Below are 22,514 nucleotides of genomic sequence, written 5' to 3'. Positions count from 1 at the left end.
GTCCGATGGCTTGCTTCTGTACCGGGTCCAACACCTACCGTAGTGGAAAGAGAGCCCGATGGACCTTTTGCCGGAGGTCGCAGTGACTGTCTTCCCCGCACGCCCCGCCCTGCCCATGCCCCATCGCCCGCAAGCCCCCGCCATCGCCGCCCCGCCCACGGCGCTCGAACCGGTCCGCCCCAGCCCCGTCGAGTGGGCCCGCCGCCGCCGCGCCGAACGTGACGCCCGCCGCCTCGAGGCCGCCGGCGCCCGTGCGCTGACCCGGCTCGACCGCCTCGGACCCGCGTGGCACATCGTCGACTGGCCCCGTACCGACTCGCTGGGCTACGAGCACGACCCGAGCGACGACCGGGCCGGCTTCCTCGCAATCGGCCCCGGTGGCGTCTACGCCGTCACGGTCGCCGACCACGGGCGGGCCCGCGTCCTCATCGCCGGCGACGTGGTGCAGATCAACGGCAAGCGTCCCGCGTACGTGGCAGACGCCCGCCGCGACGCCAAGCGGGCCGGCCGTGCCATGAGCTCCGCCGTCGGTCTGACCGTGCCGGTGACGCCCGTACTGGCCTTCGTCGGCTCCGGCGTCATCAGCGTCCACGGCCTGCCGAAGGACTGCCTGGTAGCCACCCACAAGGAGCTCGACCGGCTGCTCATCGCCGGCGGTGCGCGCATCTCGCCGGCCACCGCCAGCAAACTCTCAGCCGTGGCGCAGCACCCCGGCACCTGGGCGAACGCCCCGTACCGCCCGGCCGGCGACTACCGGTGGTACCCGGGCGACCAAACGGCCGCTGACAAGCGCGCGACCCGCCGGTAACGTTCCTTCCAGTGCTCCGCTCGCCGTCGAGGCTTGACGCGAGCGCCGACGGCCGGACACTCGAGGTATGAGACCGTGGGTCTCGGGCCTCGTCGGTCCGGCCGCAGTCGGGTCCGCCGGACGGCACTGATGACAGGGAGGTGCGGGTGGCGCACGTCGAGCTCTCACTCTCGGGAGCGTTCGTGCCCCAGGCGCGTACGCCGGACGAATCGGAGTTCGTCTCGAACATCGACCGGTGGGCCGCGACGGTCTGGCAGGCCGTCGAGCCCTGTCTCGTGATCGACGTGAGTTCCACCATCGTCGCCGTGTCCCCCTCGGCCAGCGACCTGCTCGGCCTTGGCAAGGGAGCAGACGTGGTCGGCCGCCCGCTGCTCGGCGGCGAGGGCGCCCTGCGCCTCATCGACTTCACCGCCGGCGGCGGTGACCTGACCGAGCAGGAGATCGAGAAGATCCCGCCCCTGCTGGCGCTGACCTCGGAACGGCTGGCGCGCGGGCTGATGCGGATCCAGCCGCCCACCGAGGAGCGGCACGTGACCGTCGACGCGATCGCGACACCGATCCTGGAGAACGCCCGGGTCGTCGCGTCCCTCACGTTCTTCTCCGCGATCCGCTACTGACGTGTGGCGATCAACGCACCGGTAACCCATTGGGGTGAACGGGGTCCGGCCCGTAGGGTTCCCTCATGCTCGATCTAGACCTGCTGCCGGAGGAGTACGCGGTGTGCCGGCTGCCGGCCGGATCACCCCTGCCCGCCTCGCTGAGCGGCGGTCCGGACGACAAGGGCGTCATCTCGGTGACCTGGGCGCCCGACGAGCTCTCCGTCATCTGCGCCGCCGACCGCATCCCGGACGGCGCCACCGTCGAAGCCGCCTGGCGCTGCCTGCGCGTGGTAGGACCGCTCGACCTCGCGCTCACGGGCGTGCTGGCCTCGCTGGTCGGGCCGCTCGCCGACGCGCGGGTGAACCTCGTGGCGTTCTCGACGTACGACACGGACTACCTCCTGGTGCCGCAGGTCCGGCTGACCGAGGCGATCGACACGCTCACGGCCGCCGGTCACCGCATCAATCCCTGAGCTCGCCCACCAGCCGTCGACCGCGGCACTTGTCCGAGTGCGCGGCGCGGGGTCGCGCGGTCCTTGCCGTAGGTGCCATTTCGGGCAATGCGATGGGATGAGTGCGGCCAAATCGAGACGATTGTCCGACCTTTGACGTCCTAGCATGGGCGCGTGCTGCGTGATTCCCGCCGCCGGGCCCGCGGGCTGCCGCCGACCGCAGATGGGTCGCCGCTGCCGGTGAGTAGGTCGCTGCGCCGGGCGGGCGCGTTGCCCCTGTCGGCGAGTGCATCGCTGCTCCCCACGGGGTCGCCGCTCCCCGTGGGCACGATGCCCCTGAGCTCGCTGGCGGGTAGGCCGCTGCGCCCGGCAGGCACGAGGGCCCTGCCGGCGAGTACACCGTTGCCGCCGGCGGCGGGGATCGCGTCTGGGTCGGTCCACCGCAGCCCGGGCCCGTTGCCACTGCCGGCGAGAAAGTCGTTGCCGTCCGCCAGCGCGTTGCTGCGGTCGGCGGGTGCGTTGCTCAAGTCCGCGGCTTCCTGGCTGACGGCCGCGAAGGTGACGCTGCCAACCGCCAGAGCGACGCTGCCAACCGCCAGAGCGACGCTGCCAACCGCCAGAGCGACGCTGCCAACCGCCAGAGCGACGCTGCCAACCGCCAGAGCGACGCTGCGGTCGACGGGTGAGGCGCTGCGGGCCGCGAGGGGGTTGCTTCCCGCGGCGGGCGGGATGGTGTTGTCCGCGGGTGGGTTGTTGCTGGTGGGCGGGTGCGGAGCGCCGCCCGCGCCGCCGTTGACTTCTCCGCCCGGGGTGACCGGCAGTCCCGCCGCGTCGTCGTTTGCTTCCGGTTTTCCGGCCGTCGTGCCGACCGTGCCGGCGACGGCGCCGACAGCGGGAGGGCTGCCGGGGGTGCCGCCCGGGGTGCTGCCCACCGCGGCCCTGCCCACCCTGCCGTACACGCCGCCGGTCGGCGCCACGACGGGTCCGGCCACCACGGCGCCCGGGGCGACGGGGCCTTCGCCCGCGCCGAAGTGCACGGGTGGGCCGACCACCGCGCAGGTCGTCGGGGTGGTCGAGGGGACCGCCGGGATTCCGGACCGGCAGCTGAAGGTCATCGACGGGCCTTTTTGCTCGGGTAAGTGGCAATTCGCCACGATCGAGATCGTGGCGAAGGACTCCGAGGACAAGTACGAGCCGCTGTTCGTGGTGACCACCGGCGAGCCGGCCGCGTTGCAGCTCGTCGAGGCCGGCACCGACGTGTGCAGCCAGCGGGTACGGGCCGAGGCGCCCGCCGGGATCCGGGTTCGGGCCTGCGGCGCCTGAGGGCGGATACGCTCCGGGACCGGCCGGGGCCTTAGGGTGGGGGAATGCCCGGTACGCCACCGACCCGTTTCGTCTATCTGGGACCCGAAGGGACCTTCACCGAGCAGGCGCTGCGGACGATTCCCGCCGCCGAACGGGGGATCCGGACACCGGCCCGGAGCGTCCCGGAGGCGCTTGAGGCGGTACGCGCCGGAGAGGCCGACGCCGCGCTCGTGCCGCTCGAGAACTCGGTGGGCGGTGCCGTGCCGGTGACGCTGGACGAGCTGGGCACCGGCAGCCCGCTGGTCATCACGCGCGAGGTGGTGCTGCCGGTCGAGTTCGTGCTGGCCTCCGCCTCGCTGACGCCGCTGGCCGCGATCCGCTCGGTGGCCGCGCACCCGCAGGCGTCCGCGCAATGCCGGAACTGGCTGCGGGCCAACCTTCCGGATGCCGTCGTGGTCGATGTGCTGTCGAACTCGGCCGCCGCCATCGCCGCGGCCGCCGGGGAGTACGACGCTGCGATCTGTGCGCCGATCGGGGTGCCGAAGAACAATCTCACCGTGCTGGCGGAGAAGATCGCGGACCATGCCGATGCGGTCACCCGGTTCGCGCTGTTGTCCCGCCCCGCCCCGCCGGCGCCGCCGACCGGGGACGACGTGACGTCGCTGGCCGTCATGATCGCGCATGACCGGGTCGGTGCCCTGCTGTCGGTGCTGACCGAGCTGGCCGTGCGGGGGATCAACCTGTCCCGGATCGAGTCGCGCCCGACCGGTGAGCAGCTCGGGGTGTACGTGTTCTTCCTCGACTGCACCGGCCACGTCGCCGAGCCGCGGCTGGGGGAGGCACTGCAGGGGTTGCGGCGGATCTGCGCGGAGGTGCGGTTCCTGGGCTCGTACCCGCGTCACCGCTGGTCGAAGAAGGCGCGGGAGGAGTCCGCACCGTCGCAGCCGGGACTGACCAACGAGGACTTCGCGGACAGCGCCGCCTGGCTCAGCCGGCTGCGCGCGGGCGACCCCTACTGACGCCGAGGCGTAGCGAGGCGGGGTCGCCACTCACGCAGAATGAAGGGCCCGGGGATCCGCTCATGAGCCGCTAGGCGATTGGATCTCCGGGCCCGGCCTCGACGGGAGTTGCGGTCCGCACCACCCACCGAGCTACGACATGAAGCCCTTGATCTTGATCTAGTTGCCGAGCAGGTTGCCCAGGATGCCGCCCTGCTGCTGCTGACCGTGGGCGACGCCGGCGAGACCGCCCGGCGGCTCCTCGGAGGGCTGGACCACGACGAAGCCCTGGCCGGCGAAGCTCATCGTGAAGCGCTCGCCGGTGGTGCGGCCCAGCAGCGTGCCGAGGCCGAGCTGCTCGGCGCGGTGGTAGCCGGTCTGCAGGTTGGCCGACCAGCAGATCGCGGCCTGCGGGTCGACGTAGGTGGGCTGGTCGACGGTCAGCACCACCGGGCTGCCCTTCGTCGTCACGGCGATGCGGCCGTAGCCGGTGAAGACGCAGTTGAAGAGGCCCGCGTTGGAGAGCGCGCCGGCGCCCTGGACCATCTTGATGTCGTAGTTGAGGGTCGAGTCGAAGGCGAGGACGTTCGCGCCGTTGATGGAGAGGCCGTCACCCGGCTCGAGGTCGATCAGGTGGATGTCGGCGGCGTTCTCCGCGAGGAAGACGTCGCCGCGGCCGCTGACCTTCATCAGGGGTACGCCCTCGCCGGTCAGCTTCTGCTTGAGGAACTTGCCGAGGCCGCCGGAGCCGAGCGCCTCGAACTGGACCTGGCCCTGGTACGCGACCATCGAGCCGACGCGGGCCATGAACTCGCCGTTCAGCTCCGCCTTGAGCAGCTTGGAATTCTGGAGCCGCAGGCCCGGCTGGGTCGACTCCTTCTCGAGGTTGTCGGCCGAGAACAGATCGCTGCGCATGAGGTCCTCCTGTAGGCGATGACTCAGCAGAGAGTAAGGCCTCGCAGCAAGGTTTCAACCCCAGCCCAGCTCGTGAAGTCGCTGGTCATCGATGCCGAAGTGGTGGGCGATCTCGTGCACCACCGTGATGGCGACCTCGTCGATCACGTCGGTCTCCGTGTCGCAGACGGCGAGCGTGGGGAGCCGGAAGACGGTGATCCGGTCGGGCAGCACGCCGGCGTAGTCCCAGCCGCGGCGGGTCAGGTCGGTGCCCTCGTAGAGGCCGAGCAGGTCCAGAGAGCCGTCCGGTGGCAGGTCCTCGACCAGGATGACCACGTTGCTCATCATGTGGAGCAGCTCGGGAGGCACCTCGTCGAGGGCCTCGCCGACCAGTTCCTCGAAGCGTTCACGGCTCATCTCGACCGGCACGCGCCCATTGTGCTCCACCCGCCCGGGAGCGGGTGGAGCACGCGGCGTGGGTCAGGAGAGCGTGGCGTTCAGCGTGATCTGCGCGCCGGGCGAGAGCAGGCGGGAGATCGGGCAGTTCTCCTTGGCGCCCTCGGCGATCTTCTGGAAGGTGTCGGCGTCCACGCCCGGGACGTCGCCGACGGTCTCGAGGTCGATGCGGGTGACGGAAAAGCCCGCGTCGGTCTTGTCCAGGTGGACCTTGGCGGTGGTCTCGACCGAGGTCGGGGTGAAGCCCTCGTCGGCGAGCGCCTTCGAGAACGCCATCGAGAAGCAGCCGGCGTGCGCGGCGCCGATGAGCTCCTCGGGGTTGGTTCCCTCGCCCTCTTCGAAGCGGGACTTGAAGGAGTAGTTCCCCTCGTACCCGCCCTTTCCGGTCTTGACGGTGCCGGAGCCCTCGGTGAGGTTGCCCGACCAGCGGGCAGAAGCAGTGCGAATAGGCATACCCGTGACGCTAGTCCATATCCGGCAAGGCTGGCCGGTGGACGGCCCGCGGGCAATGATGGGTGCATGTCCGAGCCTGCCGTGGTCGAGTTCGGCCCCGAGCCTCCGCCGGCGCGCCGGGCGAGCTTCCTGGCGGGGCTGTCGGGCGACCGGCGGATCGGGCCCCTCGCCGCGGCCCTGGGCGGGCTGGCGCTGTTCGCCTCCCTGGTGTCGGAGTGGCAGGTCACCAAGATCGACGCCACCGTGTTCCGGGACGTGCAGACCGGCACCCGTACGTTCGGAGCCACCGTTGCGGAGCTCGACGGGTGGGGAACGGCGTATCTGGTCGGGCTCTTCTTCCTGACGGCGGCCGTGGTTCTCACCCTCTTCGGCCCGGCCGCCGGGCGCGGGTATGCCCGGCTGGCCGCCCTGAGCACCGGCGGCGTCATGCTGGCCCTGGTCGCGGCGGTGTGGTCGTCGCTCGACGAGACGACCTGGATCGCCGGGCAGCTCGACGTCAGCGGGCTCGACGACGACCAGATGCAGCTCACCATGGGCCGCGGGCCGTGGTGCGCGGCCGTGGGGATCGCTCTCGTCCTGCTCGCCATGTACTTCACCGGGCGAGGGGACCCTCGACGGCCGCCGCCGCCCGAGGAGGAGGAGCAGCTGCCCGACGCGCCGTTCGAGCTGACCGTCACGCCGGCCCAGACGTGGGCCGCGTCCGACGAGAGCCGGGACAAGCCCAGCTAGGCATATCGAGGTGAAGACCGGACACCGGCGCCGGTAGGCTCATCATTCGTGATTGACCTGCGCCTGCTTCGCGAAGACCCCGAGCTGTTCCGTGCCAGCCAGCGCCTGCGCGGGGAGTCCCCCGACAAGGTGGACGAGCTGCTGCGCGCCGACGAGGAGCGGCGGGCCGCCACCCAGCGGTTCGAGGCGGTACGCGCGGAGCAGAAGTCCCTGGGCAAGCAGGTCGCGAAGGCGTCCGGCGACGACCGGGCCGCACTGCTCGCGCGTACCAAGGAGCTCGCGGCCGAGGTCAAGGCGCTCGAGGTAGCGACGAGCGAGGCCGACGAGGCGCTCCGGCGCGCCCACCTGGCCGTGCCCAACGTGGTGCAGGACGGCGTGCCGCCCGGCGGCGAGGACGACTTCGTCGTGCTGCGCGAGGTCGGCGAACGGCCGGCGATCGAGAAGCCGCGCGACCACCTGGAGCTCGGCGAGGCGCTCGGCGCGATCGACACCGAGCGCGGCGCGAAGGTGTCGGGCTCGCGGTTCTACTTCCTGACCGGCGTCGGCGCCCTGCTGCAGCTCGGCATGCTGCAGCTGGCGATCGCCCAGGCGGTGGAGCACGGCTTCACCCCGTCGATCACCCCTTCTCTCGTACGCCCCGAGGCCATGGAGGGCACCGGCTTCCTCGGCAGCCACGCCAGCGAGGTCTACCGGCTCGAGGCCGACGACCTGTTCCTGGTGGGTACCTCGGAGGTGCCGCTGGCGGCGTACCACTCGAACGAGATCCTCGACCTCGACGGCGGGCCGGAGCGGTTCGCGGGCTGGTCGTCGTGCTACCGCCGGGAGGCCGGCTCGCACGGTAAGGACGTCCGGGGCATCCTGCGGGTGCACCAGTTCGACAAGGTGGAGATGTTCTCCTTCTGCAAGCCCGAGGAGGCCGAGGCCGAGCACCTGAAGCTGCTCGCCATGGAGGAGGAGATGCTCGCCAAGGTGGAGGTGCCCTACCGGGTGATCGACGTCGCCGCGGGTGACCTGGGTTCGAGCGCCTCGCGCAAGTTCGACTGCGAGGCGTGGGTGCCGTCGCAGGAGCGCTACCGCGAGGTGACGTCCACGTCGAACTGCACCACGTTCCAGGCCCGGCGCCTCAACATCCGCTACCGGGACGCCGACGGCCGGCCGCAGACCGCGGCGACGCTCAACGGCACGCTGGCCACGACCCGTTGGCTGATTCCCATCCTGGAGAACCACCAGCAGCCGGACGGCTCGGTACGCGTACCCAAGGCGCTGCAGCCGTACCTCGGCGGCCGGGACATCCTGGAACCGGTTCGCTAACCGGTAATACACCGTCCGGCTACCAGAAGTCATAGCAGCTGGTAGCCGGGCCGGTGTAACGTTTTCCTTCCGCCCTCCGCGGGGGTTGCCGCACCCTCGGAGGTTCAGATGGCCAAGCCCGGTCTGCCGAAGCTCATCGCGACCGACCTCGACGGCACTCTCGTGCGCAGCGACGACACCGTGTCCGCGTACACCCATGAGGTGTTGCACCGGGTGCGGGCCGCCGGCATCCGCATCGTCGGCGCCACCGGCCGCGGACCCCGGCTCACCGAGCTGACCCGCAACGACATCCGCGCCGCCGACTTCCTGGTGCTGGCACAGGGTGGCTGGGTCCTCGACCAGAACGAGTCCGCGCTGCTCAGGAGCGCGCGCCTGCCCGGCCGGGACCTCGAGAGGTGCCTGGCGAACCTGGAGGCCGAGGTCGGTCCGCTCTCGGTCATGGTCGAGGCGCTGGAGCACGACGACGCCCCGCTCTGGGGCGACTACGACCCGACCTGGCGCTACCCGGTGACGGTCGAGCCCCGGACCCGCGCCGAGTGCCTCACCGGCGACGTGATCAAGGCGTTCGCGCGATCGTTCGAGCGCGACGTCGACGACCTGCTCGCCGCGGCCCAGCGCATCGTGCCCCCGCATGTGGCAACGGTCACCCAGGCGGGCCTGGACTACGTCGAGATCTGCCCGCCGGACGTCGACAAGGGCACCGGCCTGGCCGTGGTCGCGCAGGCCGTCGGCGTGGACCCCGCGGACGTGCTGGTCTTCGGCGACATGCCCAACGACCTGCCGATGTTCGCCTGGGCGGGCTGGAGCCGGGTGGCCGTGGCCAACGCGCACCCGACGGTGCTGGCGGTCGCCGACGAGGTGACGCTCACCAACGACGAGGACGGAGTGGCGGTGTACCTCGACCGGCTACTGTCGAGGTGATGCATTCGCAATTCCGCCTCGTCGCCTCGGACATCGACGGCACCCTGATCCGCGACGACGGCACGCTCAGCCCCCGTACCATCGACGTCCTCGACCGGCTGCACCGCCGCGGCATCCCGACCGTCCTGGTCACCGGCCGCCCGGTGCGCTGGCTGCGCCAGCTCTACGACCAGATGGCGGAGCCGCTGCCGGCGATCTGCGCCAACGGCGCCGTGGTCTACGACCCCGACACCGACGAGATCCTCCGGGCTGCCCCGCTCTCGGTCGATCTCCTGCTCGACGTGACCAAGCGGCTGCGCGAGGCCGTGCCCGACGTCACCCTCGCGGTGGAGGTCGAGGACGGCAGAAGCTTCTGGTACGAGGAAAAGTGGCCGTTGCACTGGGACGGCGACGACAAGGCCATCCGGATGATCAATACGCCGGATGATCTGACGTCGGCGCCGGCGGTGAAGCTGCTGGCCCGATCCGCGAACCACGGCCCGGACGAGTTCGCCGAGCTGGTCAGCCGCACCCTGGGCGAGCTGGCCGAGGCGACGCACTCGTCCTCGTCCGCGCTGGTGGAGATCTCCGCGGCGGGCGTGACGAAGGCCGCCGGGCTGGCCTGGTTCTGCGAGCGCGAGGGCGTCGAGGCGGCGCAGGTCGTCGCCTTCGGAGACATGCCGAACGACCTGCCCATGCTCGCGTGGGCAGGCCGTTCCGTGGCGATGGGCAACGCCCACGTGGCCGCCAAGGAGATCGCCGACGAGGTGGCGCTCACCAACGACGAGGACGGCGTAGCGGCGTACCTGGAAGAGCTGTTCGGGCTATAGGTACTGGCCGGTGCGACCGGTGCCGTCGCCCTGACCCGGCATGCCGGGAATGATGCCGTTGGGACCCATCGGCAGGGCCGGGCGCCCCTGACCGCCGCGCATCTGCTCGAGCTGGAGGCGGGCGGCCATCTGCTGGGCGACCAGCGCCGCCTGGATGCCGTGGAACAGGCCCTCCAGCCAGCCGACCAGCTGAGCCTGCGCGATGCGCAGCTCGGACTCGCTGGGCGGCGTCTCGGACTCGAAGGGCAGGGAGAGCCGCTCCAGCTCCTCCTGCAGCTCCGGCGCGAGGCCGTCCTCCAGCTCCTTGATCGAACGCTGGTGGATCTCCCGCAGCCGGCCCCGGCTCGCCTCGTCGAGCGGCGCCGCCCGGACTTCCTCGAGCAGCTGCTTGATCATGCTGCCGATGCGCATGACCTTGGCGGGCTGCTCGATCAGGTTGCCCGGCTCCTCGGCCTTCATCGTCCCGTCGGACTCCACCGTGCCCAGCGGGCGGCCGTCGGGGCCCACCACGATGACGGAGCCATCTTCCTGCTTGTCTTGGGTCTGGGTGTCGTCGGTCATGCGATCCATCTTCCCTCGCACGAGCCACCCACCCACATCAGGGGCGCAGCTCGGCCACCGCGCACTTCACGCTGCCACCGCCGCGCTTGAGTTCGCTCAGCTCGACGTGCACCGGGGTGTAGCCGGCCGCGCGGATCTTCTCGCCGAGCGCCGTCGCCTCGGTGTTGAGGACGACGTGCTTGCCGTCGCTCACCAGGTTGAGGCCGAAGGCCAGCGCGTCGGCGCGGTCGGCGATGACCGCGTCCGGGAAGAGCTGGGCGAGAACGCGCTGCGACGACTCCGAGAAGGCGCCCGGGTAGTACGTGACGTTCTCGTCGTCCAGCGCCGCGAGGGCGACGTCGAGGTGGTAGAACGCCGGGTCGACCAGCTTCAGCGAGATCACCGGCCGGCCGAGCACCTCCTGCGCCTCGGCGTGCGCGGCCGGGTCGGTGCGGAAGCCGTAGCCGGCCAGGATGAGGCCGCCGTGCGCGTCGGGCAGGTAGGCGAAGTCGCCCTCGCCCTCGTTGACGTGCTCGGGGTCGGCGAAGGTCCACGGGCCCTCGACATAGAAGGCTTTGTGAGCGGCGGCCTCTCCGACCCGCTCGGGGTGCTTGAAGCGGGCGCCGTAGACCCTGCCGTCGACGGAGAATGCACCGTTGGCGGCGTACACCATGTCGGGCAGGCCCTCGACGGGCTCCAGCACGTGGACCGTGTGGCCCAGGTCGGTCAGGGTGTCACGAAGCATCTGCCACTGCTTGAGCGCGAGAGCAGCATCGACCGGGACGGTGGTGTCCATCCAGGGATTGATGGCGTACTCAACCGTGAAGTGTTCCGGGGCACACATGAGGTATGTCCTGATTCGCGGCAAGCGCTCCGAGTAGCTCATGTTGTAAAGGGTAGGTAGGGTAGGACGGACGAAACAGCTCGATCCCTTGCTCGTCGGAGGCGAATCGTTGCACATGGACGCCGTAGACAAGCGAATCATTGCACTGCTGGTGGCGGACGCCCGGGCCTCGTACGCCGACATCGGCGCCAAGGTCTCCCTCTCCGCCCCGGCGGTGAAGCGGCGGGTCGATCGGCTGCGCGCCAGCGGCGTCATCAAGGGATTCACGACCGTCATCGAGCCGGCCGCGGTCGGCTGGACCACAGAAGCCTTCGTCGAGCTCTTCTGCACCGGGCGCACCACGCCCGCCCAGATCACGGTCGCGACCCGGCGGCACCCCGAGGTCGTGGGTGCGTACACGGTCTCCGGGCAGGCCGACGCGCTGGTGCACCTGCGCGCCGCCGACATCGCCCACCTCGAGCAGGCGCTGGAGCGGCTGCGGGCCGAGCCGTTCATCACCTCCACGCGCAGCATGGTCGTGCTGTCCCGGCTGGTCGAGATGCCCACGCCGGTGCCCACGACGAATTAGCCGGAACCCAGGACCGGCCGACCGCGTCCCACCCCCATGTCACGCCGTCTGGTCCTCTGCGCCGCCCTCGCCGCCACGTTGCCGCTCGCCGGGTGCACGGCCACCACCACCACTACACCTCCCCGATCGCCCTCCATGCGACTTGTCGCTTTCGACTCGTGCGCGCAACTCGAGGCCGAGCTCAAGCGAGCGGCGAAGGAGAACGTCGGCCCGTACGGCTTCCCCGGCAGCGCGATGATGCCCGAGGCGGTAGCCCTGGGCGGCGCGCGGACGATGGCAGACGGCGCTGCCGGCAAGGCCCCGGCGCCGGCACCGGCGTACTCCGGCACCAACAACCACGAACAGGACGCCGACGAGCCCGACATCGTCAAGACCGACGGCCGCCGGATCGTCACCGTCGACCAGGGCACGCTGCGGGTCGTGGACGCCGCCACCCGCCGGGAGACCGGCCGGCTGGCCCTGCCGCTGGAGACCGCCGGCGGGCCGGTGGAACTCCTGCTTTCCGGAAATGTCGCGCTGATCCTCGCCCCGGGTGGCATGGGACGGTACGTGATGCACAAGCGGATGCCGATGAACGAAGGCCCGCAGGTGCTCTCGGTCGACCTGACGGACAAGCCGCGCATCGTCAGCCGGTACAGGGGTGAGGGCAACCTCGTCGACGCCCGGCTCACCGGCGGCACAGCACGGATCGTGCTGCGTACCTCGCCACGGATAACCTTTCCGGCGACCGCGCGCTTCGACGACGAGAAGGACCTGGTCAACGCCAACCGGTCGGCGATCGACCTGGCCGATGTGAACGCCTGGCTGCCCTCCTGGGAGGTCACCACCGCAAACACGACCCGGAAGGGGCGCGCCGACTGCGGACGCGTCAGCCGGCCCACCGACTTCTCCGGCGGCTCCCTGGTCAGCGTGCTGACCTTCGACCTGAGCAAGCCGGAACTGGGCAGCGGCGACCCGGTGACGGTGGTCGCCGACGGTGACACCGTCTACGCCACCGGAAACAGCCTCTACCTGGCCAGCGACCAGCGCTGGCGGCTCGACCGTTTCCCGGGACGGGCCGCGCTGCCGGTCCGGCAGGAGACCGACCTCTACCGCTTCACGGTCACCGGCCACCAACCCCCGGTGTACGCCGCGGCCGGCACGGTCCCCGGCTTCCTGATCAACCAGTACGCGCTGTCCGAATGGGACGGTCACCTGCGCGTCGCCACGACCAACCAGGAGGCCGGGAAGTCGGCCATACGCGTACTCAGCCAGGACGGCGACAAGCTGAAGCAGACCGGGGTGGTCGACGGTCTCGGCAAGGGCGAGCAGATCTACTCCGTACGCTTCATCGGCCCCCGCGGGTACGTCGTGACCTTCCGGCAGACCGACCCGCTCTACAGCCTCGACCTCTCGGACCCGGCCGCCCCGAAGGTCACCGGCGAACTGAAGATCACCGGCTACTCGGCGCACCTCCAGCCGGCGGGCGAAGGCAGGCTCATCGGCATCGGCCAGGAAGCGGACGGCACCGGACGCGTCCAGGGCACCCAGGTGTCACTCTTCGACGTGTCCGACCCGGCCAAGCCCCGGCGGCTCGCCCAGCACCGCATCCCCGGCGGTCAGTCTGAGGCCGAGTGGGACCCGCACGCGCTGCTGTGGTGGCCGGCGACGAAGCTGCTGGTCGTGCCCGTGTCGGCGTACTCGATCGAGGGCGGGACCATGACGGACGGGGCCCTGGCGCTGCAGGTGGGGGACGGCGGGGTGACGCAGGTCGCGATGCTGCAGCAGCCGGCGATCCGGCGGTCGCTGGTGATCGGCGATGTGCTGTGGACGCTTTCGGACAGCGGGTTGCGGGCTTCTCAGCTGTCCACGATGGAGAAGATCGCCTGGCTGCCCACTAGGTAGAGATGCATGCCGGCCCTTCGCGGGGCCGGTTTGCGTCTGCCTTCGCGGGGCCGGCTTCCCCTCGGGGCCTTCGGCTTCGGCGTCGCCGGCTTGTCGTCAGAGGTACATGCCGGTGCGGTGGTCGTCGCCGTCCTTGGATTTGGCGGGGGCCGGCTTGTCGGCCTCGCCGAAGAAGCGCTTGCCGCCGAACTCGCCGTGCAGCCGGTCGTCGAGCTCGTCCGCGAGCCCGGTCATGACCTGGACCGCCAGCATGAGGTGGGTGGCCTGGAAGTTACGGCCGAAGACCGGGATGGAGGCCCAGACGGTGTCCTGCGCGCAGTAGAGCCGGCCGATCGGCATGCGGTTGGTGAGCTCGGACAGCTTCACGTACAGCTGCTCGGTCGGCTCGACCTCGGTCAGGATCGGTGAGAAGACGTCGACGAGCGGCGGGTTGTCCCGTACCCGGACGAAGACCATGGCGGAACCGGCCCGGATGCCGATGTCTCCGTCGGTGTCGACCTGCAGTTGGTCGACGGTGGTCTTGGACATCGTCGCGACGACCGTGCGCACCCGCTCCTCGAGCGGGACGACCTCGTCCGCGGCACCGGCCAGCGCCTCGGACAGCACCCCATCCTCGTCGAGGTCATCGAGGCTGAGCTCCTCATCGATCGAGGGCTCGTGCCGCGCGGTGGCCAGCGGCGTCGTCTCGATCGGCTCGTCGTCCTCGTCGTGCACGAGGTAGACGAGGAAAGCGGGGTGCGGCGCGCCATACACGTCACGCAGCGTCCGCGAAACGACGGTGGCCAGCTGCTTCACGGCATCGGCGGTGGTCCGCAAGCCGAACGAGTCACGCGAACCCGGCAGTACGCCCGGCGGCGACCAGCCCAGCGCGACCAGGTCGGCCACGGCGGCCCGGTCCATGCGGAAGCCCTCGGGAAGACCAGCGTTGCCGACGGCGAGCGCCTCGACGACCCCGTCGGGCAGGACGCGGATGCTCACGGAGTAGACCGCGTCACCGGTGCCGGAGGCCGTCGGGTCGAGGGTGATGTCGACATGCGCGCCGGGGCGCAGGGTGGGCAGAAGGGCGGCAAGCGCCGCGGCGAACTCCCGCCACGCCTCGGTTACCTTGGCGCGCAGATCGGCCGTGGTGGGCTCGTCGAGCAGGACGCCCTCGGGCTGGTCAGCAGTGTTCTCCGCCGTCATGATCGTCACCTCCGCCCCGCCACCCTATCGAGACCCCGGCCGACGCCGCGGGCGCGTCCCATTCCCGACCGTTGTTTCGCGGGGTCAGCCTCGGGCGGCGCCTTTCGTGCCGCCCTTTTTGTCATCGTCGGCGTTTCCGGTCTCACTCGGGGCGGGCTTGTCGGTCACGGGGTCTTACCGGCCGGGGCGGGCTTGTCGGCCGGCTTACCGCCGCGGGCCGCCTTGTCGGCCGGCTTACCGCCCCGGGCCGGCTTGTCGGCCGGCTTGTCTGCTCCGGCGGGCTCGTCGGCCGGTCTGTCCGCTCCGGCGGGCTCGTCGGCCGGCTTGTCTGCTCCGGCCGGCTTGTCTGCTCCGGCGGGCTCGTCGCCTGCGGCGACGTTCCATTCCAGCGCGAGTCGGCTGAGCCGGGCGGCGGCGTCCCCGGCATCTGCTCCGCGGCCGACGGCTAGCCCCATCAGGTACGCCGAGACAGGCGCACCCGGACGCACGACGTTGTGCGCGACATCGCGAGCCACGTCGAGTACCGAATCCCGGGGCACGTCGTCCGGCCCCAGCCCGAGCTCCGCCGACGCCGCCTTGATCCACTCCTCGAGCACGTTCACCGGGCCCATTCCTCCGCGGTCCGCAGGTCGTCGTCGGTGTCGCAGTCGAACCAGGGCGGCGGCCCGGGGCGGCGCCACGAGACCTCGATGAAGCGCAGGTGGTCCAGCAACGCGTGCATGGAGGCGCCGCGCAGATCGCCGCGCTCCTCGGCCAGCTTCCGGACGGCTTCGCGGAGGGCGGCCGTACGCCAGACCCCGCAGAGCGTCTGCCGACGTCCCTCGGCGTCCCGGTAGACCGCACCCTGCAACGGCGCCGACTCGACGGTCAGCCGCAGGACGTCGATCGCCTCGCCGGTCAACAGCGGAAGATCGGCGGCGAGCAGCGCGGTGAAGCTGACGTCCTCGGGCACCAGGGCGAGCCCCGCCGCGGTAGCTGCCACGGGACCCCCGCCGCGCGGTTCCTCGCTCGTGGAGGCGACCTGGACGGGCAGGCCGGGAGGTACGCGCCCGACCACGACCTGAGGATTGGCGTCGTGGACGGCGGCGAGCACCCGGGTCAGCATCGACTGCCCCGCCACCGGGATGGCAGCCTTGTCCGCCCCACCCATCCGACGCGCCGCACCGCCGGCCAGCACCACCGCCGCGAATCCCCCCACGTACGTACCGTATCCCGCCGAGCCCGCGAGCGTGACTGTGCGGAGCCTGACAGCCCGGAGAAGGGGCGGTTCGCCCTGATTGCAAGAGGGTGGTGAGGCTCGTACGGGAGCGGCTGATCGGCTCGGCGGGGCGTTTCCCTCGGACAGGCCTACGCTGGCGGCATGGCGCGGACGATGCATCGGCGACCCGTGGTGAAGATCGACCTGGACGGGACCGCCGAACCGCGCCGCCGCCCGGATGACCTCGCCGCCGAGGAGCCGCTCGAGATCCGGCTGCGCAGGGAGCCGCTCGCCGTCACGATGCGCACCCCCGGGCAGGACATCGATCTGGCGATGGGCTTCCTGCTCACCGAGGGCGTCATCCGCACAGCCACCGACGTCGTCACCGCGCAGTTGTGCGCGGGCACCGACGCGCCGAACACGTACAACGTGGTGGATGTGGTGCTGGGCGCTCACGTCCCGCCGCCGGTCACGGATCCGAGCCGCAACTTCTACACGACCAGTTCGTGCGGCGTGTGCGGCAAGGCCAGCATCGATGCGGTCCGGACCCGGTCGCCGTTCGACCTGAGCACCGACGAGACGTCGGTCACTGCCCGGATGCTGGCCGAGCTTCCCGACAAGCTGCGCGCTGCCCAGCGGACCTTCGACCGTACGGGCGGACTGCACGCAGCCGGGCTCTTCACGCCCGACGGGGAGCTCGTCGTCATGCGGGAGGATGTCGGCCGCCACAACGCGGTCGACAAGGTCGTCGGGTGGGCGCTTCGGGAGGGCAGGCTGCCCCTGAACGGTCATGTGCTCCTCGTGTCGGGTCGCGCGAGCTTCGAGTTGACGCAGAAGGCGTGGATGGCGGGGATTCCGCTGCTCGCGGCGGTTTCGGCACCGAGCACGCTCGCGGCGGAACTGGCCGATGAGGCGGGCATGACCCTGGTCGGATTCCTGCGCGGCCGGTCGATGAACGTCTACACGGGATCGCAGCGTGTGACCGTCTGAGTTCATCGGTTCTTGGACGCGTCCATGCGAGTCGGACAGTCATTCCCAGTGCCCTCGTCCTACCCGCGGCGGAGGCCTTCGCTCGAGGCGCAGTCGTCTCGCTCAGCCGCGCCGGCGGGGTCTTCCACGAACTTACGGCGGGTGGGTGCTTTCCCGCGGATGCCACCGACCCCAGGGCCGCGGGAGCTGCCACGAGCTCACGGCGGCGCGTGCGACCGATTCGCGGCCGGGTGGGGTAGGGCGGGTCATGTGCGGCGGCTGCGGTGGCCGGAATGCCAGCCTCGGCCGGAATGCCCGGCGCTTGGTCTGGCGCGGCCTCCGGCCGGGCGGTTGTCTCCGGCCCGGCGGTTGTCTCCGGCCTGGGGTTTGTCTCCGGCCGGGCGTTTGTCTCCGGCCCGGCGGTTGTCTCCGGCCTGGGGTTTGTCTCCGGCCGGGCGTTTGTCTCCGGCCCGGCGTTGTCCGGTCTCCGGGCAGGCGACGGTCTTCCCGCCGGGAAGTCGCGCAGGACTACCGACGGGCATGGGCCAGCCGTCCACCGACGACGGCGGAATCGCCAGGAACAGCGCGGCATTGATCGCGCAGGCGAGGGCGCAGCCAGGGTCGGCATCCAGGGCGCGATCCACGGCGATGGACGCGAGCGGGCCCCGGCCGGTGCGCCAGGCGATGAAGGCCAGCAGGGATGCCGGCGCCGGGACACGCTGAGGGTGGACCCGGCGAACGATGTCCGACCAGAGGGCGGCCTGCCAGTCGTCCACGCCGCTGCGGATCCAGGCGTAATCGCGGACGGCAACGGACTCGAGCAGCAGGCCGAGCCAGGCAACCTCGTCATCGGTCAGGCGCCCACCGGTCCGGTAGCGTCTCTCCGCCTCTCGGACGGCGATGCGGCCGGCCCGGAGCCTCAACCGCTCGTCCCATCCCAACGGCTGCGCCGAAGGCTCGAAGACCGAGGGGTCGAACAAGGACAGGGTGAAGTGCCGTGTTGCGGTTGATGACACACGGGCTGGAGCGGAGGCGCCGGCGTCCGTGATCGGGGGCGGCGGGGAAGGGCGTTCCTTGCCGCGCCCGCCTTTCAGGAGCTCGGCCATCCGCCTCTGCGCGCGTACGTCGGCCTCGTCCATCGCCGTGCGGTCGTCGCCGGTGACTGGCGCGAGCTGGGACTCCAGGTCCTTCCGACTCGGCAGGGCGACCGCCCCCGCGAACGTCGCCTCGGTCGCCACCACGCTGTCCGGCGGGTCGCAGGGCGTGCCCTCCACCGGGCAGCAGGACGGGTTGGTGCAGAGGTACGACCAGAACCGCCCCTCGGCAACGCGGAACTCGTCGATGATCCGAAGGCCGGCCGACGTCAAGGCACGGGACAGGTGGTGGAGGGAGGGCGTCACGCGGGCGCTGTCGCCGTACCCGATCAGGACGATGCCTTCCGGTGCCTGTTCGGCGATGAGTGTGGCGAGATGGACGACCGGAGCTCGCGCCTCGAGGTCGGGGACGCCGGGTTCCGGCAGGTCGATGCGCGCCGCGAAGGCGAGCCTGGCGCCCTTCACCGCGGCGGCGACCAGGCTGTCCGCCGGGTGGAAGCCGATGAGGAACGGTACGGCCGAAATGAGCTCGGCGGGCGTGCGGACTTTCAGCTTCGTCATGCCGGAGACGGTGGCCGAAAGCGGCCGGCGGATGCGTGCCGAAAGCTGCTGCCTGTGGATAACGGCGCGTTGTGGATAACCCGCCGGCGATCTCCAGCCCGTGGAAGGCTGGCGTCCTCAGCGCACGGACAGCCGTCTTCAGCGCGAGGCTTCCCAGCCATCCGGGTCATAGAGCGGCCGGAGCACCGCCCGCACGCGAGAGGTCAGGAGCGGAATTGAAGTTCATGCAGTTCGAGAGCATCCTGCTGCCACTCGTGTGTGTGGCGGTCCAGGTCCATCGTCAGCTCGATGGACGACACCACGTCGTAACCGGCCGCGTGCAGGCTTCGGATCGCATCCACGTTGCGGGAGGCGGGCGAGATGGTCAGCGACTGCATGTTGCGCTTCTTGGCCTCCTGCGCGACGTGTCGCAGCAGCTTGCGGCCCACGCCCTTGTGCCGGTGGGTGGCGGTCACGACGACCGGCTCCACCTCGCCCGCGCGCCCGCGCATGATCAGCCCGACCAGGCCGATCACACCGTCGTCCGCGTGGTCGGCGACCCAGAGACCGCCCAGGTCGAGGCGGGTGAGGTATTCCTCGAAGCCAGCACCGCCGTCGTCGGACGCGTCGCCGTACATCCGGTTGTGCTGCGCCGTCAGCTCGGCCCACAGGCGGCGGCCGGCACTGTGGTCGCTCGGCCGGTACGAACGCACAGCGACAGGTGTCATGCCGACATTTTGACTCCGAATCGGGCACGCCGTAACCCGAAGTGGAAGATAAGGCGGTGGATCTGCCGTATCTGCGCGCGCACCCGCAGCATCTCCCGACATTTCTCACCCATCAACGGATCCGTGAGACGCCTGTCGGAGGGGGTGATGTCTGCCGCGCATTACGCCTGACCTTGGATGACGGGTTCTCGCTGTTCGCGAAGACGTGGCCCGCGGGTACGCCACCTGAGGACTTCTTCGCCACCGAGGCGGCGGCCCTGAGGTGGTTGCGGGAGGCCGGGGCGGTGCCGGTCCCAGAGGTGTTCGTGGCGCTGGACGACTTGCTCGCGCTCGAGTGGGTCGAGCCGGGCGCGGCGAGCCGGGCGGCTGCCGAGCGGTTCGGGCGGGAGCTGGCGGAGCTGCATCGTGCCGGGGCTGCGAGCTTCGGTGCCGACTGGACGGGGTTCATCGGGCCGTTGGCCCAGGACAACATGCCGTCGGCCGGGCCGTGGGGGGAGTGGTTCGCCGAGCGGCGGCTGCGGCCGTACCTGAAGATCTCGGCAGATCGCCGTGCGCTCTCGGCGGCCGATGTTGCGCTGGTCGAGCGCATTCTTGCCCGGATCGACTCGTACGGCGGGGACGAGGCGCCCTCACGGATACACGGCGACCTGTGGCCGGGGAACGTGCTGTGGGCAGCCGACGGGCGAGCGTGGCTCGTGGACCCCGCGGCGCACGGCGGGCACCGGGAGACCGACCTGGCGCAGCTGGCGCTGTTCGGTGGGGCGCCGCACCTGGAGACGATCATCTCCGCGTACGGGGAGGTGTGGCCGTTGAGCGAGGGATGGCGCGAGCGGGTGGCGTTGCACCAGCTCCATCTGCTGCTCGTCCACACGGCGGCTTTCGGCGAGTCGTATCGGGGGGCTGCGCGAGCGGCTGTGGACGCGGTGCTGGGTCGGTAGCGGGTCGCGCATCGAGCCAGGGTGGGGCCGAACTTCGCCGTTGTCACCGTCTCGTCGGCCGTACGCGCGCCGCCGCAGCACGCGCTGGGCGGCTTGCTCGGCGTTGGGGCGGCAGGGCCGCGGGAGGCCACGAGGTCGAGCAGCTGGTCGAGGCCGAGCCGGTGGGTCCAACCAACCTCAAGACGCCGAGCAATCGGATCCCAGCCCCGCCCTGCCGGCCCGCGCCGGGCTCAAGTCGAAGCCCACGTCGACTCCGTCCCTTGTCCAGCCGCCCGGCGGCCGGTGGCCGGCGGCCGGTGCCCGGTGGCCGGTGCCCGGTGGCCGGTGGCGGGTGCCCGGCGACCGCGTGCCCGGCGACCGCGTGCCCGGCGGACGGCGGACGAGTCCTGTCCGGGAAGGCGAGCTTCCGCTGTCCACCCGGGCAGCGCCAGATACCGGTATGGAGTGGGTTGTACCGCACTGCGGTACGCGGAGAAGCAATTGTCGTATCCAAGCGCTAGGTTCGATCAGTGACCGAGCTCGCCCTGCCCACCGTGCCGACGCGGGGATCCGCGCGTGCCGGGGGGCCGCTTGCCGACCGGTTCGGGCGGGTGGCGACCGATCTCCGGGTGTCGCTGACGGACCGCTGCAATCTGCGGTGCACCTATTGCATGCCCGAGGAAGGGCTCGCCTGGATGCCCCGGGAGCAGCAGCTCACCGACGGCGAGGTGGAGCGGCTCATCCGGGTCGCGGTGGAGCGACTGGGTGTCACCGAGGTGCGGTTCACCGGCGGGGAGCCACTCATCCGGCGCGGGCTGCTGAAGATCGTCGCGGCCGCTGCGGCGCTTCAACCTCGGCCGAAGCTTTCCGTCACCACGAACGGCATCGGGCTCGAGCGGTTGGCGCGGCCGTTGCGGGAGGCCGGACTCGATCGGGTGAACGTCTCGCTCGACACGCTGTCCCCGGCCCGGTTCGAGCAGCTCACGCATCGCGATCGGCACGCCGACGTGCTCAAGGGGCTGGCCGGCGCTGCCACGGCCGGGCTTACGCCCGTGAAGATCAACACTGTGCTGATGCGGGGGATCAACGACGACGAGGCGCCGGCTCTGCTGCGGTTCGCTTTGGAACACGGGTACGAGCTGAGGTTCATCGAGCAGATGCCCCTCGACGCCCAGCACAAGTGGGACCGGCACGAGATGGTCACCGCGGCGGCGATCTTGGAGTCGTTGGCGCCGTACGGTTTGCTGCCCGATCCGGTTTCACGTGGAACAGCGCCGGCGGAGACCTGGCTCGTTCCCGGGTATGTGGATGCGGCGGGTCAGCCGGCTCGGGTAGGGGTCATCGGCAGTGTGACCAGGCCTTTCTGCGGTGACTGTGACCGTACTCGGCTGACTGCGGACGGCCAGGTGCGCAACTGCCTCTTCGCGACGGGCGAGTCCGACCTCCGCGGCTTGCTGCGCGGTGGCGCTACGGACGACGAGATCGCCGATGCGTGGCGCGCCGCCATGTGGGGGAAGAAGGCCGGCCACGGCATCGACGATCCCACGTTTCTCCAGCCGGCTCGACCGATGTCCGCGATCGGCGGGTGAGATCCGCATGCTTCGGGTTCGCTATTTCGCGGGCGCCCGGGCGGCCGCCGGCGGGATGCGGGAGGAAAGCGTCGACGCTTCGTCGATCGATGAGCTCACCGCGGTACTGAGCGACCGGCATGGGGAGCGGCTCGCCGTCGTACTCAAGGCCGCCAGCTACTTGGTGGACGGGCTCGCCTGCCATGATCGCCAGGCGGCGCTGACCGCCGGGACGACCGTCGACGTCCTGCCGCCGTTCGCAGGGGGTTGAGCTTGTTCGGGTTCGTCGGGCTGATCTTCGTCGTCATCGGCCTGATTCACCTGTACCTCTGGAAGCGCCTCATCCACGACCCCCTCCGCCGCGGGCTTCTCCACCGCCTCGGCGGGATCGCGGCGGTCCTGCTCGCCCTCCTGATCCCGGCCACCCTCATCGGTACGCGCACCGGATACGCCAAGTGGCTCGCATGGCCGGGCTACCTGTGGCTCGCGCTGATGTTCTACCTGCTCGTGATCCTCGGAGTGCTGGAGATCCCCCGCCTCATCGCGTCCCTCTGGATCCGCGCCCGCGCCAAGCAACCCCACACCGGCACAGCGCAAGCCAACGCCGGCACAGCGCAAGCCAACGCCGGCACAGCGCAGACCAAGACCGGCGCAGCGCAGACCAAGACCGGCGCAGCGCAGACCAAGACCGGCGCAGCGCAGACCAAGACCGGCGCAGCGCAGACCAAGACCGGCGCAGCGCAGACC

The 22,514-nt window shown here is 70.9% G+C and carries 26 protein-coding genes and 1 pseudogene; 16 read left to right on the top strand and 11 right to left on the bottom strand.

From position 1 onward, the window contains the following. The first annotated feature begins 82 nt into the window (after positions 1-82). The 3 genes from ACIBO8_RS01330 (at position 83) to ACIBO8_RS01320 (ending at position 1,880) form a co-directional block, all read left to right on the top strand. Positions 83-808 carry a hypothetical protein gene (locus ACIBO8_RS01330; RefSeq protein WP_396113853.1) on the top strand — a complete coding sequence of 242 codons (726 nt, stop codon included), beginning with the start codon at positions 83-85 and terminating at the stop codon, positions 806-808. A gap of 146 nt (positions 809-954) precedes the next feature. Then, entirely contained in the window at positions 955-1,425 is a 471-nt protein-coding gene (locus tag ACIBO8_RS01325; protein ID WP_396113093.1) for a hypothetical protein, read from the top strand. Between the two features lie 65 nt (positions 1,426-1,490). Continuing rightward, positions 1,491-1,880 (top strand): ACT domain-containing protein, encoded by a 390-nt coding sequence (locus ACIBO8_RS01320; protein ID WP_396113092.1) that lies wholly within the window; start codon positions 1,491-1,493, stop codon positions 1,878-1,880. Positions 1,881-2,020: 140 nt separating this feature from the next. On the opposite strand, the gene ACIBO8_RS01315 is transcribed toward ACIBO8_RS01320, so the two are convergent. Next, positions 2,021-2,791 (bottom strand): hypothetical protein, encoded by a 771-nt coding sequence (locus tag ACIBO8_RS01315; RefSeq protein WP_396113091.1) that lies wholly within the window; start codon positions 2,789-2,791, stop codon positions 2,021-2,023. Between ACIBO8_RS01315 and ACIBO8_RS01310 the strand changes: the two genes are divergently transcribed. Together ACIBO8_RS01310 and pheA are read left to right on the top strand one after the other, a co-directional pair. Continuing rightward, positions 2,781-3,182, top strand: coding sequence for a hypothetical protein (locus ACIBO8_RS01310; RefSeq protein ID WP_396113090.1), 402 nt, complete (start codon positions 2,781-2,783; stop codon positions 3,180-3,182). The genes ACIBO8_RS01315 and ACIBO8_RS01310 overlap by 11 nt on opposite strands. Positions 3,183-3,226: 44 nt before the next feature. Further along, positions 3,227-4,183, top strand: coding sequence for a prephenate dehydratase (gene pheA / locus ACIBO8_RS01305; protein ID WP_396113089.1), 957 nt, complete (start codon positions 3,227-3,229; stop codon positions 4,181-4,183). Positions 4,184-4,342: 159 nt separating this feature from the next. On the opposite strand, the gene ACIBO8_RS01300 is transcribed toward pheA, so the two are convergent. The 3 genes from ACIBO8_RS01300 to ACIBO8_RS01290 form a co-directional block, all read right to left on the bottom strand. Further along, a complete protein-coding gene (locus ACIBO8_RS01300; RefSeq protein WP_396113088.1) occupies positions 4,343-5,077 on the bottom strand; it encodes an AIM24 family protein in 735 nt (244 codons plus the stop codon). Positions 5,078-5,131: 54 nt separating this feature from the next. Next, positions 5,132-5,473 carry a metallopeptidase family protein gene (locus ACIBO8_RS01295; protein ID WP_396113852.1) on the bottom strand — a complete coding sequence of 114 codons (342 nt, stop codon included), beginning with the start codon at positions 5,471-5,473 and terminating at the stop codon, positions 5,132-5,134. Between the two features lie 63 nt (positions 5,474-5,536). After that, entirely contained in the window at positions 5,537-5,965 is a 429-nt protein-coding gene (locus tag ACIBO8_RS01290; protein WP_396113087.1) for an OsmC family protein, read from the bottom strand. A gap of 66 nt (positions 5,966-6,031) precedes the next feature. Between ACIBO8_RS01290 and ACIBO8_RS01285 the strand changes: the two genes are divergently transcribed. The 4 genes from ACIBO8_RS01285 (at position 6,032) to ACIBO8_RS01270 (ending at position 9,735) form a co-directional block, all read left to right on the top strand. Next, entirely contained in the window at positions 6,032-6,694 is a 663-nt protein-coding gene (locus ACIBO8_RS01285) for a hypothetical protein (RefSeq protein ID WP_396113086.1), read from the top strand. 48 nt (positions 6,695-6,742) lie between these two features. After that, on the top strand, positions 6,743-8,005 hold the full coding sequence (serS, locus tag ACIBO8_RS01280; protein WP_396113085.1) for a serine--tRNA ligase: 1,263 nt from the start codon (positions 6,743-6,745) through the stop codon (positions 8,003-8,005). Between the two features lie 108 nt (positions 8,006-8,113). Next, positions 8,114-8,926, top strand: a complete 813-nt coding sequence (locus tag ACIBO8_RS01275) for a Cof-type HAD-IIB family hydrolase (protein WP_396113084.1) — start codon at positions 8,114-8,116, stop codon at positions 8,924-8,926. After that, positions 8,926-9,735, top strand: a complete 810-nt coding sequence (locus ACIBO8_RS01270) for a Cof-type HAD-IIB family hydrolase (protein ID WP_396113083.1) — start codon at positions 8,926-8,928, stop codon at positions 9,733-9,735. The genes ACIBO8_RS01275 and ACIBO8_RS01270 overlap by 1 nt, the downstream gene beginning before the upstream one ends. On the opposite strand, the gene ACIBO8_RS01265 is transcribed toward ACIBO8_RS01270, so the two are convergent. Beyond that, positions 9,730-10,296, bottom strand: a complete 567-nt coding sequence (locus ACIBO8_RS01265) for a bacterial proteasome activator family protein (protein ID WP_396113082.1) — start codon at positions 10,294-10,296, stop codon at positions 9,730-9,732. The two genes, ACIBO8_RS01270 and ACIBO8_RS01265, sit on opposite strands and share 6 nt — an antisense overlap. 37 nt (positions 10,297-10,333) lie before the next feature. Next, entirely contained in the window at positions 10,334-11,161 is an 828-nt protein-coding gene (gene ddaH, locus ACIBO8_RS01260; protein WP_396113081.1) for a dimethylargininase, read from the bottom strand. Positions 11,162-11,228: 67 nt separating this feature from the next. On the opposite strand from ddaH, the gene ACIBO8_RS01255 reads away from it, so the two are divergent. Continuing rightward, positions 11,229-11,687, top strand: coding sequence for an Lrp/AsnC family transcriptional regulator (locus ACIBO8_RS01255; RefSeq protein WP_396113080.1), 459 nt, complete (start codon positions 11,229-11,231; stop codon positions 11,685-11,687). Between the two features lie 36 nt (positions 11,688-11,723). After that, positions 11,724-13,571 (top strand): beta-propeller domain-containing protein, encoded by a 1,848-nt coding sequence (locus tag ACIBO8_RS01250; RefSeq protein WP_396113079.1) that lies wholly within the window; start codon positions 11,724-11,726, stop codon positions 13,569-13,571. A 96-nt stretch (positions 13,572-13,667) separates the two neighbouring features. Here the strand turns inward: ACIBO8_RS01250 and ACIBO8_RS01245 are convergent, their stop codons facing one another. From ACIBO8_RS01245 to ACIBO8_RS01235, 3 genes are all read right to left on the bottom strand, one after another. After that, positions 13,668-14,753 carry a T3SS (YopN, CesT) and YbjN peptide-binding chaperone 1 gene (locus ACIBO8_RS01245; protein ID WP_396113078.1) on the bottom strand — a complete coding sequence of 362 codons (1,086 nt, stop codon included), beginning with the start codon at positions 14,751-14,753 and terminating at the stop codon, positions 13,668-13,670. A 164-nt stretch (positions 14,754-14,917) separates the two neighbouring features. Continuing rightward, complete coding sequence (locus ACIBO8_RS01240) at positions 14,918-15,355, bottom strand: DUF6457 domain-containing protein (protein ID WP_396113077.1); 438 nt, start codon at positions 15,353-15,355, stop codon at positions 14,918-14,920. Further along, entirely contained in the window at positions 15,352-15,951 is a 600-nt protein-coding gene (locus ACIBO8_RS01235; protein WP_396113076.1) for a molybdenum cofactor guanylyltransferase, read from the bottom strand. The genes ACIBO8_RS01240 and ACIBO8_RS01235 overlap by 4 nt, the downstream gene beginning before the upstream one ends. 162 nt (positions 15,952-16,113) lie before the next feature. Here ACIBO8_RS01235 and fdhD point away from each other — a divergent pair, with 162 nt between their 5' ends. Continuing rightward, positions 16,114-16,941: a formate dehydrogenase accessory sulfurtransferase FdhD gene (gene fdhD, locus ACIBO8_RS01230; protein WP_396113075.1), complete on the top strand. Its 828-nt coding sequence runs from the start codon at positions 16,114-16,116 to the stop codon at positions 16,939-16,941. Positions 16,942-17,186: 245 nt separating this feature from the next. On the opposite strand, the gene ACIBO8_RS01225 is transcribed toward fdhD, so the two are convergent. Beyond that, entirely contained in the window at positions 17,187-18,575 is a 1,389-nt protein-coding gene (locus tag ACIBO8_RS01225; protein ID WP_396113074.1) for a DUF4192 domain-containing protein, read from the bottom strand. A gap of 203 nt (positions 18,576-18,778) precedes the next feature. Continuing rightward, positions 18,779-19,282, bottom strand: coding sequence for a GNAT family N-acetyltransferase (locus tag ACIBO8_RS01220; protein WP_396113073.1), 504 nt, complete (start codon positions 19,280-19,282; stop codon positions 18,779-18,781). A 56-nt stretch (positions 19,283-19,338) separates the two neighbouring features. On the opposite strand from ACIBO8_RS01220, the gene ACIBO8_RS01215 reads away from it, so the two are divergent. The 4 genes and pseudogenes from ACIBO8_RS01215 to ACIBO8_RS01200 form a co-directional block, all read left to right on the top strand. Next, a complete protein-coding gene (locus ACIBO8_RS01215; RefSeq protein WP_396113072.1) occupies positions 19,339-20,220 on the top strand; it encodes a fructosamine kinase family protein in 882 nt (293 codons plus the stop codon). 509 nt (positions 20,221-20,729) lie between these two features. After that, on the top strand, positions 20,730-21,788 hold the full coding sequence (moaA, locus tag ACIBO8_RS01210; RefSeq protein ID WP_396113071.1) for a GTP 3',8-cyclase MoaA: 1,059 nt from the start codon (positions 20,730-20,732) through the stop codon (positions 21,786-21,788). 7 nt (positions 21,789-21,795) lie between these two features. Continuing rightward, a complete protein-coding gene (locus ACIBO8_RS01205) occupies positions 21,796-22,038 on the top strand; it encodes a MoaD/ThiS family protein (RefSeq protein ID WP_396113070.1) in 243 nt (80 codons plus the stop codon). Between the two features lie 2 nt (positions 22,039-22,040). Then, a pseudogene (locus ACIBO8_RS01200) lies at positions 22,041-22,514 on the top strand (hypothetical protein); the annotation flags it as partial.

Source organism: Actinoplanes sp. NPDC049681, assembly GCF_044465265.1.
GTDB lineage: Bacteria > Actinomycetota > Actinomycetes > Mycobacteriales > Micromonosporaceae > Actinoplanes.
The sequence above is the reverse complement of the archived record's forward strand: the minus strand, read 5'-3'. Positions and strand labels throughout refer to the sequence as shown.

What these genes read in the sequence shown, in the direction of transcription:
- ACIBO8_RS01320 (WP_396113092.1), top strand. Translation starts at nt 1,491, where the DNA reads ATGCTCGATCTAGACCTGCTGCCGGAGGAGTACGCGGTGTGCCGGCTG.
- ACIBO8_RS01250 (WP_396113079.1), top strand. Translation starts at nt 11,724, where the DNA reads ATGTCACGCCGTCTGGTCCTCTGCGCCGCCCTCGCCGCCACGTTGCCG.
- ACIBO8_RS01220 (WP_396113073.1), bottom strand. Translation starts at nt 19,282, where the DNA reads ATGACACCTGTCGCTGTGCGTTCGTACCGGCCGAGCGACCACAGTGCC.
- pheA (WP_396113089.1), top strand. Translation starts at nt 3,227, where the DNA reads ATGCCCGGTACGCCACCGACCCGTTTCGTCTATCTGGGACCCGAAGGG.
- ACIBO8_RS01290 (WP_396113087.1), bottom strand. Translation starts at nt 5,965, where the DNA reads ATGCCTATTCGCACTGCTTCTGCCCGCTGGTCGGGCAACCTCACCGAG.
- ACIBO8_RS01265 (WP_396113082.1), bottom strand. Translation starts at nt 10,296, where the DNA reads ATGACCGACGACACCCAGACCCAAGACAAGCAGGAAGATGGCTCCGTC.
- ddaH (WP_396113081.1), bottom strand. Translation starts at nt 11,161, where the DNA reads ATGAGCTACTCGGAGCGCTTGCCGCGAATCAGGACATACCTCATGTGT.
- ACIBO8_RS01245 (WP_396113078.1), bottom strand. Translation starts at nt 14,753, where the DNA reads ATGACGGCGGAGAACACTGCTGACCAGCCCGAGGGCGTCCTGCTCGAC.
- ACIBO8_RS01205 (WP_396113070.1), top strand. Translation starts at nt 21,796, where the DNA reads ATGCTTCGGGTTCGCTATTTCGCGGGCGCCCGGGCGGCCGCCGGCGGG.
- ACIBO8_RS01285 (WP_396113086.1), top strand. Translation starts at nt 6,032, where the DNA reads ATGTCCGAGCCTGCCGTGGTCGAGTTCGGCCCCGAGCCTCCGCCGGCG.
- ACIBO8_RS01270 (WP_396113083.1), top strand. Translation starts at nt 8,926, where the DNA reads ATGCATTCGCAATTCCGCCTCGTCGCCTCGGACATCGACGGCACCCTG.
- ACIBO8_RS01275 (WP_396113084.1), top strand. Translation starts at nt 8,114, where the DNA reads ATGGCCAAGCCCGGTCTGCCGAAGCTCATCGCGACCGACCTCGACGGC.
- ACIBO8_RS01295 (WP_396113852.1), bottom strand. Translation starts at nt 5,473, where the DNA reads ATGAGCCGTGAACGCTTCGAGGAACTGGTCGGCGAGGCCCTCGACGAG.
- ACIBO8_RS01225 (WP_396113074.1), bottom strand. Translation starts at nt 18,575, where the DNA reads ATGACGAAGCTGAAAGTCCGCACGCCCGCCGAGCTCATTTCGGCCGTA.
- ACIBO8_RS01300 (WP_396113088.1), bottom strand. Translation starts at nt 5,077, where the DNA reads ATGCGCAGCGATCTGTTCTCGGCCGACAACCTCGAGAAGGAGTCGACC.
- fdhD (WP_396113075.1), top strand. Translation starts at nt 16,114, where the DNA reads ATGGCGCGGACGATGCATCGGCGACCCGTGGTGAAGATCGACCTGGAC.